We start from the raw sequence: 16,105 nt of genomic DNA, 5'->3' as shown, positions 1-16,105 counted from the left end.
GTCATAGTTGATAGTCATTCTTAAGCAAAATTATGCTATGATGCCAAGCACTATAGCTCGTTTTTTATACCCGCTAGCATCGATACTTTTGATGTCAGTAATAGCTACTATAAAAGGGTAAAGCTATAAGCTTATTTTATAATCATTTTAGTTTTAATCTTCCTCTTTTTATCCCACAAACTTGGCATGACCAAAGGAATTAATCCACATTATGTATGCTGAAGAAACTAACAACGTCACCGCAATTAAAGACATTCGTGCTCGTGAGATTCTAGATTCGCGCGGTAATCCAACCATCGAAGCTGACGTCATCTTAGCGGATGGCACATTAGGCCGCGCCGCTGCGCCAAGTGGTGCTTCAACAGGCTCGCGTGAAGCCTTAGAGCTACGCGATGGCGACCAAGCTCGCTACATGGGCAAAGGGGTCAAAAAAGCCGTTGCTAATGTCAACAGTCAGATCCGTAGCGCGCTCATGGATAGAGATGTGACTGAGCAGCAGCAAATTGATGACGCTATGATCAAGCTCGATGGCACAGATAATAAAGATAGTTTAGGTGCTAATGCGATGCTAGCGGTGTCACTAGCGACTGCTAAAGCGGCTGCAAAATCGCAAAACCTGCCTCTGCATCAGTATATTGCTAATCTGCGCAATCAGACGTCACTGACGATGCCTGTACCGATGATGAATATCTTAAACGGTGGCGAGCATGCGGATAACACGGTTGATATCCAAGAGTTTATGATTGAGCCGGTTGGCTTTACTAGCTTTTCAGAGGCGTTACGTGCGGGTACTGAGATTTTCCATAGTCTAAAGTCAGTACTCAAATCACAAGGATTAAGTATCTCTGTTGGTGATGAAGGTGGCTTTGCACCCAACCTGCGTAGCAACGAAGAAGCGATTACGGTTATCATGCAAGCCATTGAGCAAGTCGGTTACAAAGCTGGCAAGGATATTCATTTAGCCCTTGATTGCGCCGCTAGTGAGTTTTATAAAGACGGCAAATATATCTTAGCGGGCGAGGGCAATAAGAGCTTTGATAGTCAAGGCTTCTCTGACTATCTTGTTGGCCTTGCTCGTCAATATCCTATCATCTCTATCGAAGATGGTCTTGATGAGTCAGATTGGGACGGCTGGAAGTATTTGACTGAGCAAATCGGTGATAAAGTGCAGCTCGTCGGTGATGACTTATTTGTGACCAATCCTGCTATCTTGCAAGAAGGCATAGACAAGCATATTGCTAATGCTATTTTGATTAAATTCAATCAAATCGGTACGTTGTCAGAGACCTTGGATGCTATCTATTTAGCCAAAAATAACGGCTATGCGACTATTATCTCGCACCGCTCAGGCGAGACGGAAGATAGCACTATTGCTGATTTAGCTGTCGGTACTGCCGCTGGACAAATTAAGACAGGCTCATTATGCCGCTCAGATCGGGTCGCAAAGTACAATCAGCTATTGCGTATCGAGCAACAAGTACGCGCCAGCTATCGCGGTGCGGATGAGTTTATCGGTCTGCGTGGTTAACGAGTAAGGAAAGATCTGGTATAAGAAACTATCAAATATAAGGTGGTTTCTTATCGCTTACCCTATTGTATTTATACTATAAATTTATACTCTAAAAACTATTTCGGTTGATATTTTACGCTTATGAAGTACTTTAGCCAGTTTATGTTACTTGCCTTAGCAGTTGCCGCGCTATTAGGACTGCAATATCAGTACTGGCTAGGTGGCAATGGTCACTTTGAGCATAGTGAGCTGTTAACTCAGATTGAGGATCAGCAGCGCGCTAATGATAATCAAGTAGCTGCCAATGACTTGTTACGTACCGATGTCCATGATCTCAAAAATGGCTTGGAGGCGGTAGAGGAGCATGCTCGTCTAGATTTAGGGCTTATCAAGCCTAATGAAACTTTTGTGCAAATATCTACCTCACCTACAGTAGTCAGTAGTCAGTAGTCATTCTCAGCCAACAGTATTCTTATAAGTGCAAGAGTGCTGAAATCATCTTAATAAGGCTATATTATTAATAATAAATCTGTCCCCAAAGTACACAGTATGATTGTCGCAGCAGGTCGTGGCAGTCGCTTTGGTGCATCCAAACCCAAGCAATATGTGCATATTTGTGGACAGACTTTATTACAGCTCAGTGTGGCAAGGTTGGCGACCAGTACCTATGTTAACAACTGCTTATTAGTGATTGCTGCTGATGACACTACCGCACAAACCTTAGATTTTGCTATGCCTGTGTCTTTCACTCAAGGTGGCGCTGAGCGTTGGCAGTCAGTGCATTTGGGAGTTGACGCTATTATTAAGCAAGGCGCTGATGATGATGATCTGATTCTGATTCATGATGCTGCGCGTCCCAGCGTTCCAACGAGAGATATTGAGCGAGTTATAGTAGCAGCTATGAGTGAGCCTTATGGCGCTATATTAGCAGTGCCAGCTGCAGATACGCTTAAGCAATCGCAAAAGCTTGATAACCATCTATTAAACAATCACCTCTTAAACAATCATTTTTTAACATCAACAAATCGATCTATTTCAGATCATTCTAAAAACGATAGCTACTACACCCAAGCCACTATCGATCGTAGTTGTATATGGCAAGCACAGACACCACAGGTATTTCGATTAGGCCAATTGCGAGAAGTATTATCGCAAGTCGCTAAACACAATTTTAATATTACCGATGAGGCTAGTGCTTTTGAACAGCTCAACCTTCCTATTCGACTGATATCTGGCAGTCGACAAAACATCAAACTTACCTTTCCTGATGATGCGCTCTTGATTACTGCTATTATCAATATGCAAGTCAATTACTAGCTTGTCTAAAAGCTAGTATCTTTTTTTCTCTGTTTTATCTTCCTATTATTACTATTTTATTACCTTAATATTGCTGAAATACAAATATAGGCATAAATATCAGTTGGTTACAATGTATTCTGCTATTTATAACTATTTGTTTGCAATGTCTAACAATATACCCTATTCTGTAACCAAGTTAATACAATTAACTATAACAATAAATACTGATAATTTATAAAGCCATCATTAGATCTTACTAATCTTGTCTCTATATTATTTCCAATATCATTGGCATAGGTCATTGACTATTTTAAGGAGAGGCAAATGTTATCAGCTACTACTCCGACGATCTTAGAAACCTCAGATCTTTATCAATTGGTGTATATAAGTCGCATTACCTCAATAGGCTTATCAGGTGCGAGTACGCTTAATGATATCGCCAAGGCTGCTATAAAAAATAATACAGCCGATGACGTAACAGGAATACTTTGCTACGGCAATGGATACTTTTTTCAGTGTATTGAAGGCTCAGAGCAGGCGTTAACGAATCTCAAAAACCGTATATTGATGGATGATCGCCATAAAGATATGCAGACTCTAGGCTTTTCGGCAATTTCTAAAAGACGATTTACAGGGTGGTCGCTACGTTCAATGACGCTTGAGCGCTGGATGCTTAGCGACTCTAAGATAAAAGCACTCATGCCTTTTAAGCCTTATGAGTGGGCCAGCAATCAATGGCATCAATTTTTGGATGTCTTACAAGATTATTATGAAGAGCAAAAGATGAGTGGTGATAGCGGTGATAATGATAGTCAGCCTATAAAGTATAATGCTTTGGGTTTAACTTTGAGCAAGGTAGTTGGCGAGCATCAAGCTTTTTTCTTGATTCAAACTGTATTAGGGTCGCTTATAATCCTAACCTTGTTATGGTTTATGTTGTCAGATAAGTTCTAAATCGTTGAGAGTGGATATATTGTAATATTTAAAGTTGAAAAATAAAAATCCAGCATTACGCTGGATTTTTATTGCTTATTAATTTTTATTAATCAGTAACTCTTAATGTTCCGTAGTAAAACACTTTATTTAGTTGCAAAAAAAACTCTGCAAAATCAGTTAGACTTTGCAGAGTTTTAAAATATTACCATTGAAACCAATAATACTTTTATATGTGGCGTCCCCAGGGGGATTCGAACCCCCGTTACCGCCGTGAAAGGGCGGTGTCCTAGGCCTCTAGACGATGGGGACTAGGAGCTATTTACTTTATAAATAAAGTAGTAGCGCTTCAGCTGCTTTCACCATTTATGCTGAAGAGGTGCACATTCTAATAGCGTCTGTGTTTACTGTCAAGCTTTTTTCTACGTTTTTTTAGCAATAAATACCTTTTTTTCAAGGCCCGGTGTGGATGTAAGTTTTTACTCTTTAAATGATGGCGAATCCATAGCGAAGTGCACGCACTGATGGTTATAGCAAGCAGCATATAACCAATAATAGTACCCCATAACATATGTTGTGGTTCTAGTTCCATTAGAGAAGCCCTCGTAGTAATCTACAACAATTATAATAAACGACTTCATTTTATTATAAGTAATATTCAGCTAATTGCTGTTTATGAGTTGTTGTCCTCTGTCACTACTGCTTCAGCTTCTTCAACGACCATCGCATTAGGCAGCATCGGATAGTTATTTAGAATATGACAAAATAATTCAGCTGTTTTTTGCGTATCATAAAGCGCTGAGTGTGCATCATTACCATCAAATTCGAGCCCAGCAGCCTTACAAGCGCGTGCCAATACAGTTTGGCCAAAAGCTAACGCAGATAAAGTGACGGTATCAAATACTGAGAACTGGTGAAAAGGGTTAAGGTTTTTGCTATTGGTTCGTACTACTGCGGCATTTAAAAATGCCAAATCAAAATGAGCATTATGACCTATCAGCACACATTGACGACATTCTTCAGATTTTCGAACTTCTTTTAAGCCTTTAAAGATGCGTCGTAGTGCGACCTTCTCATCTTCGGCAATCGCTTTACGCATAGGATTATTAGGATCAATACCTGTGAATGCCAAAGCTCGCGGTTCAAGATTAGCGCCTTCAAAAGGTTCGATATGAGCATTTTGCGCCTCTCCTGGATAAAACACCCCTTGCTCATTGAGTAGGATAGGAATACAGGCAATCTCTAGCAGTGCATCAGTGTGTGCATTAAAACCAGCGGTTTCTACATCAACCACGACTGGCAAAAATTTACGAAAGCGCTGTTTTAAAGACATAGGTTTATCAGTTTGGTCGTTATCAACTGACACCTTGTCGGAGCCTACTTCAGCAGGTTTAATAGTGTTGTTTTGGGTACTCATAGACAGTTAAATCACTTTGTCGGTAATAATAAATCAAAATTTTAAAGGTCAAAATTTTAAAGCTTAATAGTATACTAAAGCTTGATAGCACATCAAAGATCAAGAGTATAAAGACTGTCGATATGCCAGTCATACTATCAAGTCCAGTCGTCTTATCAAATTTAGTTAAGCCAAGCTTAGTAGCAACCAAGCTTGGCTAAAGTTAAACTCAACTAAAACGCTTACGCTTTAATCGACCAAGGTAGCGTTTCACCAGCCATCAACGGAGTAAGTGTTGAGCCATCAAAATACGGATAAGAGGTGGGTATTTGCATAGGTGATTTAAGTAAAGTTACGGTATTAGTATTCAGAGGCAATCCATAGAACTGTGCACCAAAGCGACTGGTAAAGCCTTCAAGCTTGTCAATTTTGCCAACACTATCAAAGGCAGTAGCGTATAAAGCTAGCGCTGTCGGTGAGCTATAACAGCCAGCACAGCCACAGGCCGTTTCTTTCTTATCTGTCGGATGCGGTGCTGAGTCTGTGCCCAAAAAGAACTTTGGACTGCCACTAGTTGCGACATCTAATAGCACTTTTTGATGCGACTCTCGCTTTAGAATAGGCAGGCAATATAGATGCGGTTTAATGCCTCCTAACAGCATATGATTACGATTGAGCATCATGTGCTGCGGGGTAATAGTTGCGGCAATGTTATTACCTTGTGCTAAAACAAAGTCAGCGGCATCGCTAGTAGTAATATGCTCTAAAACGATTTTTAATGCAGGGAATTTAGCTATAATTTGCACTAACACTTCATCTAAAAAACGCTTTTCACGATCGAAAATATCGACATGATCCTGTGTCACTTCACCATGCAATAATAAGGGCAATTGATACTTTTCCATAGCGCCGAATACATCAGCCAGCGCATTAATATTAGTCACGCCATCAGCTGAGTTGGTTGTGGCACCAGCAGGGTAGAGTTTGACCGCTTGAACGATGCCTGATTTTACGGCCTCTTCGATATCTTGCGCACTAGTATGATCGGTCATATACAAGGTCATACGCGGATCAAAAGTCGCCTTGCGCTCAGCTGGGATATCACAAGCTTGTAAATGCTGCATAATGCGCGTTCGATAAGCCTGTGCGTCAGTAGTCGTTTTGACAGGTGGTACTAAATTTGGCATACAAATAACCCGATTAAAACTAGTAGCTGCATGAGCAACCGTAGTCGCTAATGCTTGATCATCTCGCAGATGAATGTGCCAATCATCGGGCTGAATAATAGTAAGCTGAGCAATAGAATCAGTCATAAGCGTTATAGCACTCTATAGGGTTAGATTGAGAAAAAGACAGATAAGTAAGAGTAATTAATAAATAAAGGGCAACTAAACAGCGGCAATAATAAGAAGATATGCTCTAATCAAAGCATTTATTTTGTTGCTATAATAACAGATTTGGTTGCCTGACTAAATATGATGTACACTAACTAGGCAAAATCTATTTTTACTATCTATTCTGCTCTATATTCCTATCTTATTTTTTAAAACCAAAACCCTAACTATCAACTAGGAGCTATTCATGGCACAACTGGATAAAAATAATATCAATAAAATTGTTCTAGCCTATTCAGGCGGACTTGATACTTCAATCATCGCTAAATGGCTGACTGAGACTTATGATGCTGAAGTCATTACCTTTACCGCTGATCTTGGTCAAGGCGAAGAAGTTGAGCCTGCCCGTGCCAAAGCAGAAGCTATGGGTATCAAAAATATTTATATCGAAGATCTGCGTGAAGAGTTTGCTCGTGATTATGTGTTCCCAATGTTTCGTGCCAATGCCATTTATGAAGGTGAGTACTTATTAGGTACTTCTATCGCGCGCCCACTTATCGCCAAACGCTTAGTTGAGATTGCCGCTGAGCATAATGCCGATGCGATCAGTCATGGTGCAACAGGTAAAGGCAACGATCAGGTTCGTTTTGAGCTAGGCGCTGTCGCTTTGTCGCCTGATGTAGTGACTATCGCCCCTTGGCGTGAATGGGATCTGTCGAGTCGTGAAAGCCTAATGCAGTATGCCGAAGAGCATAATATCGCTATCGACTATGCCGGTAATAAGACCAAATCGCCTTACTCTATGGATGCCAATCTACTGCATATCTCTTATGAGGGCGGCATCTTAGAAGATCCGTATATGGAGGCTGAAGATGATATGTGGCGCTGGTCAGTCAGCCCAGAAGAAGCGCCAGATACACCGCAATATATGGATCTTGAGTATAAAAAAGGGGATATCGTTGCTATCGATGGTGAAGCACTTAAGCCGTACGAGATTATGATTAAGCTTAATGAAATTGGTGGCAACCATGGTATCGGTCGTTTAGATATCGTCGAAAACCGTTATGTGGGTATGAAGTCACGCGGCTGTTATGAGACGCCAGCAGGCACGATTATGCTAAAAGCGCATCGCGGTATTGAATCACTGACCCTAGATCGCGAAGCGGCACATCTAAAAGATGAGCTGATGCCACGCTATGCTAAGATTATCTATAACGGCTATTGGTTCAGTCCTGAGCGTCTTATGTTGCAGGCGCTAATCGATAAGTCGCAAGAGTATGTCAATGGCACGGTACGCGTGAAGTTATATAAAGGTAGTGTCAGCGTAGTCGGTCGTAAGTCAGATGACTCACTGTTTGACGAAAAAATTGCCACTTTTGAAGATGATGCGGGCGCTTATGATCAAAAAGACGCTGAAGGCTTTATCCGCCTAAACGGACTACGTTTGGCTATCGAAGCCAGTCGTGGACGTGACTTATCTAAATAGTCAGCTCTAAATAGTCAGCTATGAAAGTAGTTAAACATAATTATTTTAGACAATAAAAAACAGAGGCGCTAAGTCTCTGTTTTTTATTGTCTAAATTTCTTTATATAAAAATCATTATACTTAGTACACTTTAATAGCTAGCTTCAATCAGCAACTCTTGCGCCGTTATTATTATCAATACTATCATCAACTTTTACAGTCGCCATATCTTGTTGCTGGCGCTCATTAGGGTGATTATGCTCATACACCGCATCTGACGCTGTCAGTACGCCATCAGACTGCTGCTGTTGATACTTGAGCATAGCTAGACCGCCAAGAACACCGATCACTAGAATAATAATAAGAATGACAGGGTTTTTCCATAGTGGTACTGATTTGTCATGTTTGATAGGCTGCTCGCGAGTCGTGACTTGCGTATCGTCGTTGTCATCGCTACTGACACCGAGCAGTCCTATACTAACTAAAGGTGCGATAGGCGCTGTAGCAGGTTCCGAGGTAATACGCAAACGATTGCGACTCAAGTATATATCAGCTATCTTTGCCAGCTGTAGTAACCAGCGTTGGTGCGGTAAGACGATATTTGCCATCGGTTCAAACACTAGCATATCATTATGACGACCCTGTTGAACATTTTCAGGTGCACGTCCAATAGCCTTTATATACTTGGGAGTGGCTTGATGCGTACCCTGAACAGGTGCTGTCTGTACCGCCTGAAATTGAGTCAATGTGTACCAATAATCATCAATAGAGGCTATCGATAAAAACTGCGGCTGCAATTCAAACCATTTAGCCAGCTCATCACTATCAAGTTGGCTATAATCGGCTAAGACTGCAAGCTCACGCAACACTAGAATAGACAAAGAGGTCAGTAGTGTCTTTACCTGCATCGGTCTGGCCGAAATTTGCTCTGCTATATAGTGACAAGCTTTCATTACGGTTGCGACATCACCGAAAATAGCATCAGTGACATCATTGCGATGGTATAAGCTGGCACTGATAGTAGCAAAGTTCATCGCATTGTACTGACGTAGCTCTTTGACTGAGCCACGAGTAAATAGCTTTTTATGGACTACCGAGGCCTGATTGCGTTGCTCGTAAGCGAGTAAAGCGGTGATGATAGCTTGTAGACTAGCAGATAGCCCTAAGCGCGTTTGTGGTAGCGATAACTGAGTGGCATCCGCCAGTAGTGAAACAGTAGGCTGCAAGTCTTGAGATAAAAAATCATACATCGACACGCGTTTTGGTGAAACAGTAGTCATAATTTGCTAGCATTAAAGAATATGGCTCTTATCTTACGGTGCCTGTGCATTTGATACAATCTTTTAAGGATAGATATTTTTACCAACTATTAAAGATTCTAATAAAAATACATTTAAATACAATGAGATATCGATAAAATAACCTTTAACGACTGACTAAAGAAATAACGGGTTGGGTGTCATGAAAGACTTTGATAAACACATTATCATTAATATTGCTAAACAAAGCTTAAGCTTATATAAGCATGATGTTAAAATTTGCCAATATGGGGTATCAACAGCAAAAAACGGTATCGGCAGTCAGCAAGATAGTGGTTGTACGCCGTTAGGTCGGCATATTATTGCACAAAAAATTGGCGGCCACGAGCCTATAAATGCCGTGTTTGTCGGGCGTGTGCCTACTGGTGAGATACACAGCGCTGAATTTGGTGCTAATTATCCTGAGCGCGACTGGATATTAACTCGCATTCTATGGCTACAAGGCTTAGAAGAAGGCATCAATAAAGGCAGCAATGATAAAGGTGGCTGTGATACTTATCAGCGCTATATCTATATTCATGGTACACCTGATAATGAGTCTATGGATTTACCACTCTCACATGGTTGTGTGCGCATGCGTAATCAAGATATTGTTGAGCTATACGATAAAATAGAGGAAGGAGTGGCTGTCACTATAATCGCCAGCTAATCTAACTCTTATATCAAAAATATAGCTGCAAATTATATAGTCAATCTAATATAAAAAATACAGCGGAACTGATATTAATTTTGCGCAGCCTCTGTCAGCGTAGACACAGCAAGCAAGAAAAATTTATATCAGTTCCGCTTCAATAAATAATGTATCTCTTTTATTTTGAATTAGTCATAGTTGAAAAATATAGCGACAAGATATAGTTACAAGGCTATTGATAAAACGAACTCAACATTAACGATGTATTGTTAAGCTGGTTGTTATAATATTATCGAATATAAGACATTTATAAGTATCACATTTATAAAATGTACACTTATAAAGAGTGCGAAAAAAATCTAACAGCGAAAATTCTAACCAAAACTATAAAGAGAAATGCAATGTCCAAAGCTACACTTGAAACGCTACAACAAGCCTTTAATGAGCGTCGCTCTATCTATGCCTTGGGTAATGAGTTACCTACAGCTCCACAAGCTATCGTCAATATGGCCGAGCGTGTACTATTACATACACCATCATCTTTTAATTCCCAGTCGTCACGATTAGTGGTTTTGTTTGGTGATCAGCACCAGCAGCTTTGGGATATTACTGAGCTTAAGTTACGCGATGAAGTGGGCGATGGCGATTTTACTAGCTCTAAACAAAAGATGGATGGCTTTCGTGCAGCGGCAGGCACCGTATTATTCTATGAAGATAAGAAAGTTATCAAAGCCATGCAAGATAAGTTCGCGCTATATGCCGATAGGTTTCCGATTTGGGCCGAGCAAACCTCAGCGATGCATCAATATGCATTGTGGACAGAGCTACGGACTTTAGAAGTTGGCGCTAGTTTGCAACATTATAATCCGTTAATCAATGAGGCTATTGCCAAAGCTTTTTCGATCGATGACGATTGGGATTTGATTGCACAAATGCCGTTTGGCAATATCTTAGAGCCTGCTGGCGAGAAGACGTATCAACCGCTTAACGAGCGTATGAAGGTGCTTGGGCTTGAGTCAAAATAAAGCCAATCACTAGTAGCTAATCGATTTGAGACTAAAAGACAGCTTCATATATTCATAAGTATATAAGCTGTCTTTTTTATGCAAAGTTTATAGCGAAGTAGCTGAACGACTAAGCCTTAATTACCAAAATATAGTAACGTCATTCACTTTAGCCAAGCGTTTTTGGCAGCGTTGTAAGTCACTTTTTGTTAAAGCGGCAAACCAGCCAGCCCCATATAGCGCATTCGTATCTGTTAAAGCCTTTTTCTCATAATGCTGTTGGTACTGTTGATGGTCATTATACTGCCCTAAGGCTCGTTGTGCTTTGACTAGCTGTTCAATTAAACGTCGGCTTTTCTTACTGCTGTTTTTCTTATCGCTGTATAGTGGGGCTGCAAACTCACTGATATAACGTAAGTCTTTGAGATGCTGGCGCACTTTATGATGTGCTTTATGTTGTAAGGTATCGTGCAAGGCCTTTTGATCTGTAAGCTTAACTCTTTTATCAGCTTCATTATCAGCATCATCAATGTTGACATCACCAGACAATTCATCACTAGCGAGCTTATTAGGCATGGCGTCAGGGTTTTTAAGATCAGCAAGCTTTTGCTCAGCTTTGAGTAGCTTGATATGTTTTTTAGAAAGTAGTTTTGGCAGTATATCGATGGCTAGCATTTTTGCTTGCGGCTCATTGCTAGCGTCACTCATAGTAAACTCAATCAGCTCAAGTAGAGTCAACTGAAAGTCATTAGCCCGTACTGCATTGGTCGGGGTAACTTTCAAACGGGTAAGCTCTGTGCTCCAGTCGACTTTAGGTGCCCCTTGCTGCTGCAACTTACATTCAATATCTGAGGCTAGATAGGCAAGCGTGCGGTAGTCACCAAGCAAGCGCTCCGTTTGTTTGAGGATCGGCTGCCAATCAGGGTTAGGCGCATCTGAGAATTTTTTGAGGACGTTAAGCGCAGTACGTAGACGACGAATACCGATACGTAACTGTAGAACATGGTCGTTGTCCGTACTACCTGCGACGATAGCACTGCTATTAGGGAGTATTTGTAATAGACAGTTATGCACAGTGGCACGGATGAATTCAGCCATGCTACTGTCAGGGTTGACATTGAGTTGAGCAAGATTGGCGCTTACTGCTGGGCTGTAGTCTTGTTGTTGAATGAGCAAGCCACCGCGCTCAGCTTTAGTCACGGTAGATAGACATAACTTATAGCGTTTGCACCACACTTTAGCGGTCGCAAATAAAAACTCAAGCTCACCTGAGACTAGCTCAAATTCGATCTCATGAATAGGGTAGCGTAGGGTTGCATCGATACCATGAATGATCTCGCCACAGTCGTAAGCAACCTCAATGGTATTATTAGTTTCTTCATTTTGACTGCTTTCTTTATCTTCTAATAGACGCGAAACACGCTGTACATCGGTCACATATTGCCGAGTTAGATTTTTGGCTAGTTTTTTTAGCTTAAAGTCAGCCAATGCAGGGGCAATGGCCGTCTCTTTATAAACCGATAAATCAGGAAACAGCTTACCTTCATCAAGCATAGTTTGCACTTGCTCACTATCCAGTATCACATTGTGCTCTAAACGTGCTGCGATACCGTCGCCACCCGCTTTGATAGTCTGTACCCATTGGTCACCTTCTTGACGAATACGTAAGCCAATGCCCGCCTTTGCCAGCGTTTGCTTAGGGGTATCGTAATAATGAGCAGCTAACTGAGTGGTTTGAGAGGACTTAACTTTTGCCTGACGCATCAGACCTTTTAGTCGTGACTCTGGTATCAAAAACTTTAATTCAATCTCTTGCACAGTAAGCTCCTTTATTATAATAAAAGTGATAGTACTACTATCGTATGAGAGGCCACTGTGAATAACAAGTAAAACTTCTACAGATTTATAAGCGAATCACTTGCTAAACGATGTACTTTTATTTAGGAGTCTTTATAATTAGACTAATATATCAAAAAGAGTAACGAGCATGAATAATGAGATACTTAAAGCTGAGCATGACTTATTTAAAAAAAGTCATTTGCAGACATCGTTAACTATTGCGGTGTTAGGGTCTATATTATTAATCAGTAGTTGTAGTGACTCCTCAGAATACGCTAGTGAGGATATGAGTAACGCTGTAGAGATTGAGCAGTCGGTTGACGAGTCATTAGAGTCAGACGTTGCTAACTCACCTATCAAACTAAAGGTCGAAAACCAAGCAGGCGATAGCGAGCAGACTCTCGGGAGTCAAGTCTCAGATATTCAAATTAAAGGTAAAGAGCTGCTAATAACCGCTAATGCTAACTTCAAAGTCGAAGATGTAGTCAAAAGTACTAACGCTATTGAGAGCTTAACCCGTCAGCAGGGCGGTTACGTAGCGCTAAGCCAAACCACTAATATTGAGAATGGCAGCCGTACCTTTATTAAAGGCGATCAGAACGTTACTTTGACCACTTACTATCGTCAAGCGACTATGACTGTACGTATTCCTCGCGAAAAAGTCAGCAGCTTTTTAAAGCAAGTTCAGCAGCAAGTGGCCTTTTTAAATGAGCAATCATTTAGCGCGCAAGATGTAACGCTAGATATTTACCGTGAGCAGCTGGCAGCTAAACTCAATAGCGATATGGCGGCTGATCTAGCACAAGAGCGCCTCAATAGTAAAAATGACAAAGATCAAAATAGTAATGTCGATACGATTGCCGCAACTTATGCCGCGCGTCAACAACAAGAATATGCCCAGCTTGAAAAGATGGATATCGCAGATAAGGTAAAATATAGCACGATAGACTTAACCTTTAGCCAGCCCAATAGCAGCTATAAAGAAACCACCCAAAATCTGGATGTAATCATCGATGCTGAGCGTCCAAGCTTTGGCGCGCAAGTTGGTGAGTCCTTTAGAGAAGGCTGGAATATGCTCAGGGCAGTAGCTCTTGGCATTATACAGCTGTGGTGGTTGGTTGTACTATTTGGTGTTTTCTACCTCATCTATAGAATTATCAAAGCGCTGTACCATAAGCTTTTTAAAAATAGACCGCCTATGAGCGCTGCCAAACGTAAAGAATGGTTTGGCAAGGATGAAAAAGATAAAGATGGCGATATAAAATAACTACTAGCGTGAGTAAGCGTAGAATGCATTTTATGCACCATTAGGTTGATCGTCACCTTGATAGTGGTGTGCGGGGCGCACCCTAACTAAGCCTATGATCATATTTCAGCCCACAAAAAAACCGCCCTACATTACGCAGGGCGGTTTTTCAATATTTAAAAGCGATTAATAAATCAGTTAAAGGCTTGAGCCTATTTGAACTGATCCATAGTGTTTTTACCACCACCAGCTTTTAGAGCGTTGTCACCTGAGAAGATCTCTTTATGATCATCACCGATGTCAGAACCTGCCATGGCTTGGTGCTTAACACAAGCGATGCCTTCACGGATCTCTTTACGTTGTACGCCAGCAGCATAAGCAAGCATACCGTCTTCACCGAAGTAACCTTTTGCAAGATTATGTACTTCTAGAGCCGCAGTGTGATACGTAGGTAGCGTGATTAAGTGATGGAAAACACCAGCTTCGCGCGCTGCATCTTTTTGGAAGTTTTTAGCCGCTTCATCAGCTGCTTTATCCAAATCAGTACCGTCGTAATCTGCGCTCATTAAGTCATCTTTGTTGTAGCTAGAGATGTCTTTACCAGATTTTTCCCACTCAGCGATAACTTGCTTACGGAAGTTCAACGTCCAGTTGAATGATGGGCTGTTGTTATAAACCAGCTTCGCTTTTGGCTGTTGCTCTTTGATGCGATCAACCATCATTTTGATGTGCTCAACGTTTGGCGTTGGGGTTTCGATCCAAAGTAGATCAGCACCGTTTTCTAGAGCGGTTACACAGTCAAGGACAACACGGTCGATGTTAGTCTCTTCACGGAAGCTATATAGGCCGTTAGCTAAACGCTTAGGACGAACCAACTTACCGTTATGCTTAAGTAAGCTATCGTTCTCATTGGCTTGGTCAAGAGTGATCTCTTCCATTTCGATGAAGTCGATGTATTTGGAAGCTAGATCGCCTGGCTCATTTGATACTGGGATTTTTTGCGTTAATGATGCGCCTTCAGAATCAGTACGGGCAACGATAACACCGTTTTCAACGCCTAGCTCTAAGAATGCATAACGAAGCGCATTGATTTTTGAGATGAAGTCTTCATGCGGTACTGTTACTTTACCGGCTTGGTGACCACATTGCTTGGCATCAGATACTTGGTTTTCGATCTGTAGGGCACAAGCACCTGCTTCGATCATCTTTTTGGCTAGCAAATAAGTCGCTTCTTCGTTACCGAAACCGGCATCGATATCAGCGATGATTGGTACAACATGTGATTCAAAGTTTTCGATTTTGTCTTCGATAGCTTTGGTATCTTGGCCCGCTTCTTCAGCAGCGTTTAGCTCACGGAAATAATCGTTTAATACTTTAGCATCTGCTTGACGTAAGAAAGTGTAGATTTCTTCTACTAGTTTCGGTACTGATGTTTTTTCGTGCATTGATTGATCAGGTAATGGACCAAACTCTGAACGTAGCGCTGCAACCATCCAACCTGACAGGTAGATGTATTTTTTAGAGGTAGTATTGAAGTATTTTTTGTTAGCATACATGGTTTGTTGAGCGATAAAACCATGCCAAGCACCTAAAGACTGAGTGTACTGAGACGTATCGTTATCATACTCTGCCATGTCTTGACGCATGATGTCAGCGGTGTATTTTGCGATATCTAAACCAGTCTTAAAACGGTTTTGCACCATCATACGGGCAGCATCATTTTCACTGATGTTGTTCCAGTTTCCATGTTGTTTCTTTAGATTACGTACTAATTCTAACGCAGATGTATAATTAGACATCCAAACTCTCCTTGGTGGGTGTAAAAAGACTAACGAAAAACTATCGTTGTAAATGCTGTTGTAACTGTCGTCGTAGAGACAGGCACTATTTAGTTTATTACTTATCGCTGCTGACTAAGTTTTACTGGGTATTGCTAGGCTTTCATTGTTGCATTATCGAGTAAGTATCAAAAATTTGATACAGATAAATAAGGGTAGCAACGGCGATGGTAATAGTGATATCGAAACTCAGAATAAATTTAAAAATTAAATAATGTTCTAAGTATGTGGTGCAGTTGGAGCTAAAAATTTTTGAGCTAAAACAAAAGATATTTGCTCATCATAATTCTT

Annotated in this window: 13 protein-coding genes and 1 tRNA gene; 8 read left to right on the top strand and 6 right to left on the bottom strand. The window is 41.0% G+C overall.

Annotation, left to right across the window (positions count from 1 at the left end; all coding sequences use genetic code 11):
* The first annotated feature begins 211 nt into the window (after positions 1 to 211).
* The 4 genes from eno (at position 212) to ACR63T_RS09680 (ending at position 3,763) form a co-directional block, all read left to right on the top strand.
* Positions 212 to 1,528, top strand: a complete 1,317-nt coding sequence (gene eno, locus ACR63T_RS09695; protein ID WP_201569768.1) for a phosphopyruvate hydratase — start codon at positions 212 to 214, stop codon at positions 1,526 to 1,528.
* A 144-nt stretch (positions 1,529 to 1,672) separates the two neighbouring features.
* Entirely contained in the window at positions 1,673 to 1,960 is a 288-nt protein-coding gene (locus ACR63T_RS09690; RefSeq protein ID WP_227680238.1) for an FtsB family cell division protein, read from the top strand.
* Between the two features lie 99 nt (positions 1,961 to 2,059).
* Positions 2,060 to 2,827 (top strand): IspD/TarI family cytidylyltransferase, encoded by a 768-nt coding sequence (locus tag ACR63T_RS09685; protein ID WP_472783850.1) that lies wholly within the window; start codon positions 2,060 to 2,062, stop codon positions 2,825 to 2,827.
* A gap of 306 nt (positions 2,828 to 3,133) precedes the next feature.
* Entirely contained in the window at positions 3,134 to 3,763 is a 630-nt protein-coding gene (locus tag ACR63T_RS09680; protein WP_305898625.1) for a BLUF domain-containing protein, read from the top strand.
* 215 nt (positions 3,764 to 3,978) lie between these two features.
* Here ACR63T_RS09680 and ACR63T_RS09675 read toward each other — a convergent pair.
* From ACR63T_RS09675 to pyrC, 3 genes are all read right to left on the bottom strand, one after another.
* Positions 3,979 to 4,054: transfer RNA gene (locus ACR63T_RS09675), tRNA-Glu, on the bottom strand.
* A gap of 361 nt (positions 4,055 to 4,415) precedes the next feature.
* Entirely contained in the window at positions 4,416 to 5,075 is a 660-nt protein-coding gene (rnt, locus tag ACR63T_RS09670; protein ID WP_472785265.1) for a ribonuclease T, read from the bottom strand.
* Positions 5,076 to 5,380: 305 nt separating this feature from the next.
* Positions 5,381 to 6,451, bottom strand: coding sequence for a dihydroorotase (gene pyrC, locus ACR63T_RS09665; protein ID WP_472783849.1), 1,071 nt, complete (start codon positions 6,449 to 6,451; stop codon positions 5,381 to 5,383).
* Between the two features lie 268 nt (positions 6,452 to 6,719).
* Here pyrC and ACR63T_RS09660 point away from each other — a divergent pair, with 268 nt between their 5' ends.
* Entirely contained in the window at positions 6,720 to 7,958 is a 1,239-nt protein-coding gene (locus tag ACR63T_RS09660; RefSeq protein WP_201569757.1) for an argininosuccinate synthase, read from the top strand.
* A gap of 143 nt (positions 7,959 to 8,101) precedes the next feature.
* Here the strand turns inward: ACR63T_RS09660 and ACR63T_RS09655 are convergent, their stop codons facing one another.
* Positions 8,102 to 9,217, bottom strand: coding sequence for a hypothetical protein (locus ACR63T_RS09655; RefSeq protein WP_472783848.1), 1,116 nt, complete (start codon positions 9,215 to 9,217; stop codon positions 8,102 to 8,104).
* Positions 9,218 to 9,398: 181 nt separating this feature from the next.
* On the opposite strand from ACR63T_RS09655, the gene ACR63T_RS09650 reads away from it, so the two are divergent.
* Positions 9,399 to 9,905 carry a L,D-transpeptidase family protein gene (locus ACR63T_RS09650; RefSeq protein ID WP_472783847.1) on the top strand — a complete coding sequence of 169 codons (507 nt, stop codon included), beginning with the start codon at positions 9,399 to 9,401 and terminating at the stop codon, positions 9,903 to 9,905.
* Between the two features lie 383 nt (positions 9,906 to 10,288).
* A complete protein-coding gene (locus tag ACR63T_RS09645) occupies positions 10,289 to 10,912 on the top strand; it encodes a nitroreductase family protein (protein WP_305898622.1) in 624 nt (207 codons plus the stop codon).
* 120 nt (positions 10,913 to 11,032) lie between these two features.
* On the opposite strand, the gene ACR63T_RS09640 is transcribed toward ACR63T_RS09645, so the two are convergent.
* Entirely contained in the window at positions 11,033 to 12,709 is a 1,677-nt protein-coding gene (locus ACR63T_RS09640) for a CYTH and CHAD domain-containing protein (RefSeq protein ID WP_472783846.1), read from the bottom strand.
* 169 nt (positions 12,710 to 12,878) lie between these two features.
* Between ACR63T_RS09640 and ACR63T_RS09635 the strand changes: the two genes are divergently transcribed.
* Positions 12,879 to 13,997 carry a DUF4349 domain-containing protein gene (locus tag ACR63T_RS09635; protein WP_472783845.1) on the top strand — a complete coding sequence of 373 codons (1,119 nt, stop codon included), beginning with the start codon at positions 12,879 to 12,881 and terminating at the stop codon, positions 13,995 to 13,997.
* Positions 13,998 to 14,188: 191 nt separating this feature from the next.
* Here the strand turns inward: ACR63T_RS09635 and ACR63T_RS09630 are convergent, their stop codons facing one another.
* Positions 14,189 to 15,775 (bottom strand): isocitrate lyase, encoded by a 1,587-nt coding sequence (locus ACR63T_RS09630; RefSeq protein WP_201569751.1) that lies wholly within the window; start codon positions 15,773 to 15,775, stop codon positions 14,189 to 14,191.
* Between the last annotated feature and the right edge of the window lie 330 nt (positions 15,776 to 16,105).

The organism is Psychrobacter sp. M17(2026) (assembly GCF_055699815.1).
This window is presented reverse-complemented; position numbering and strand designations above follow the sequence as displayed.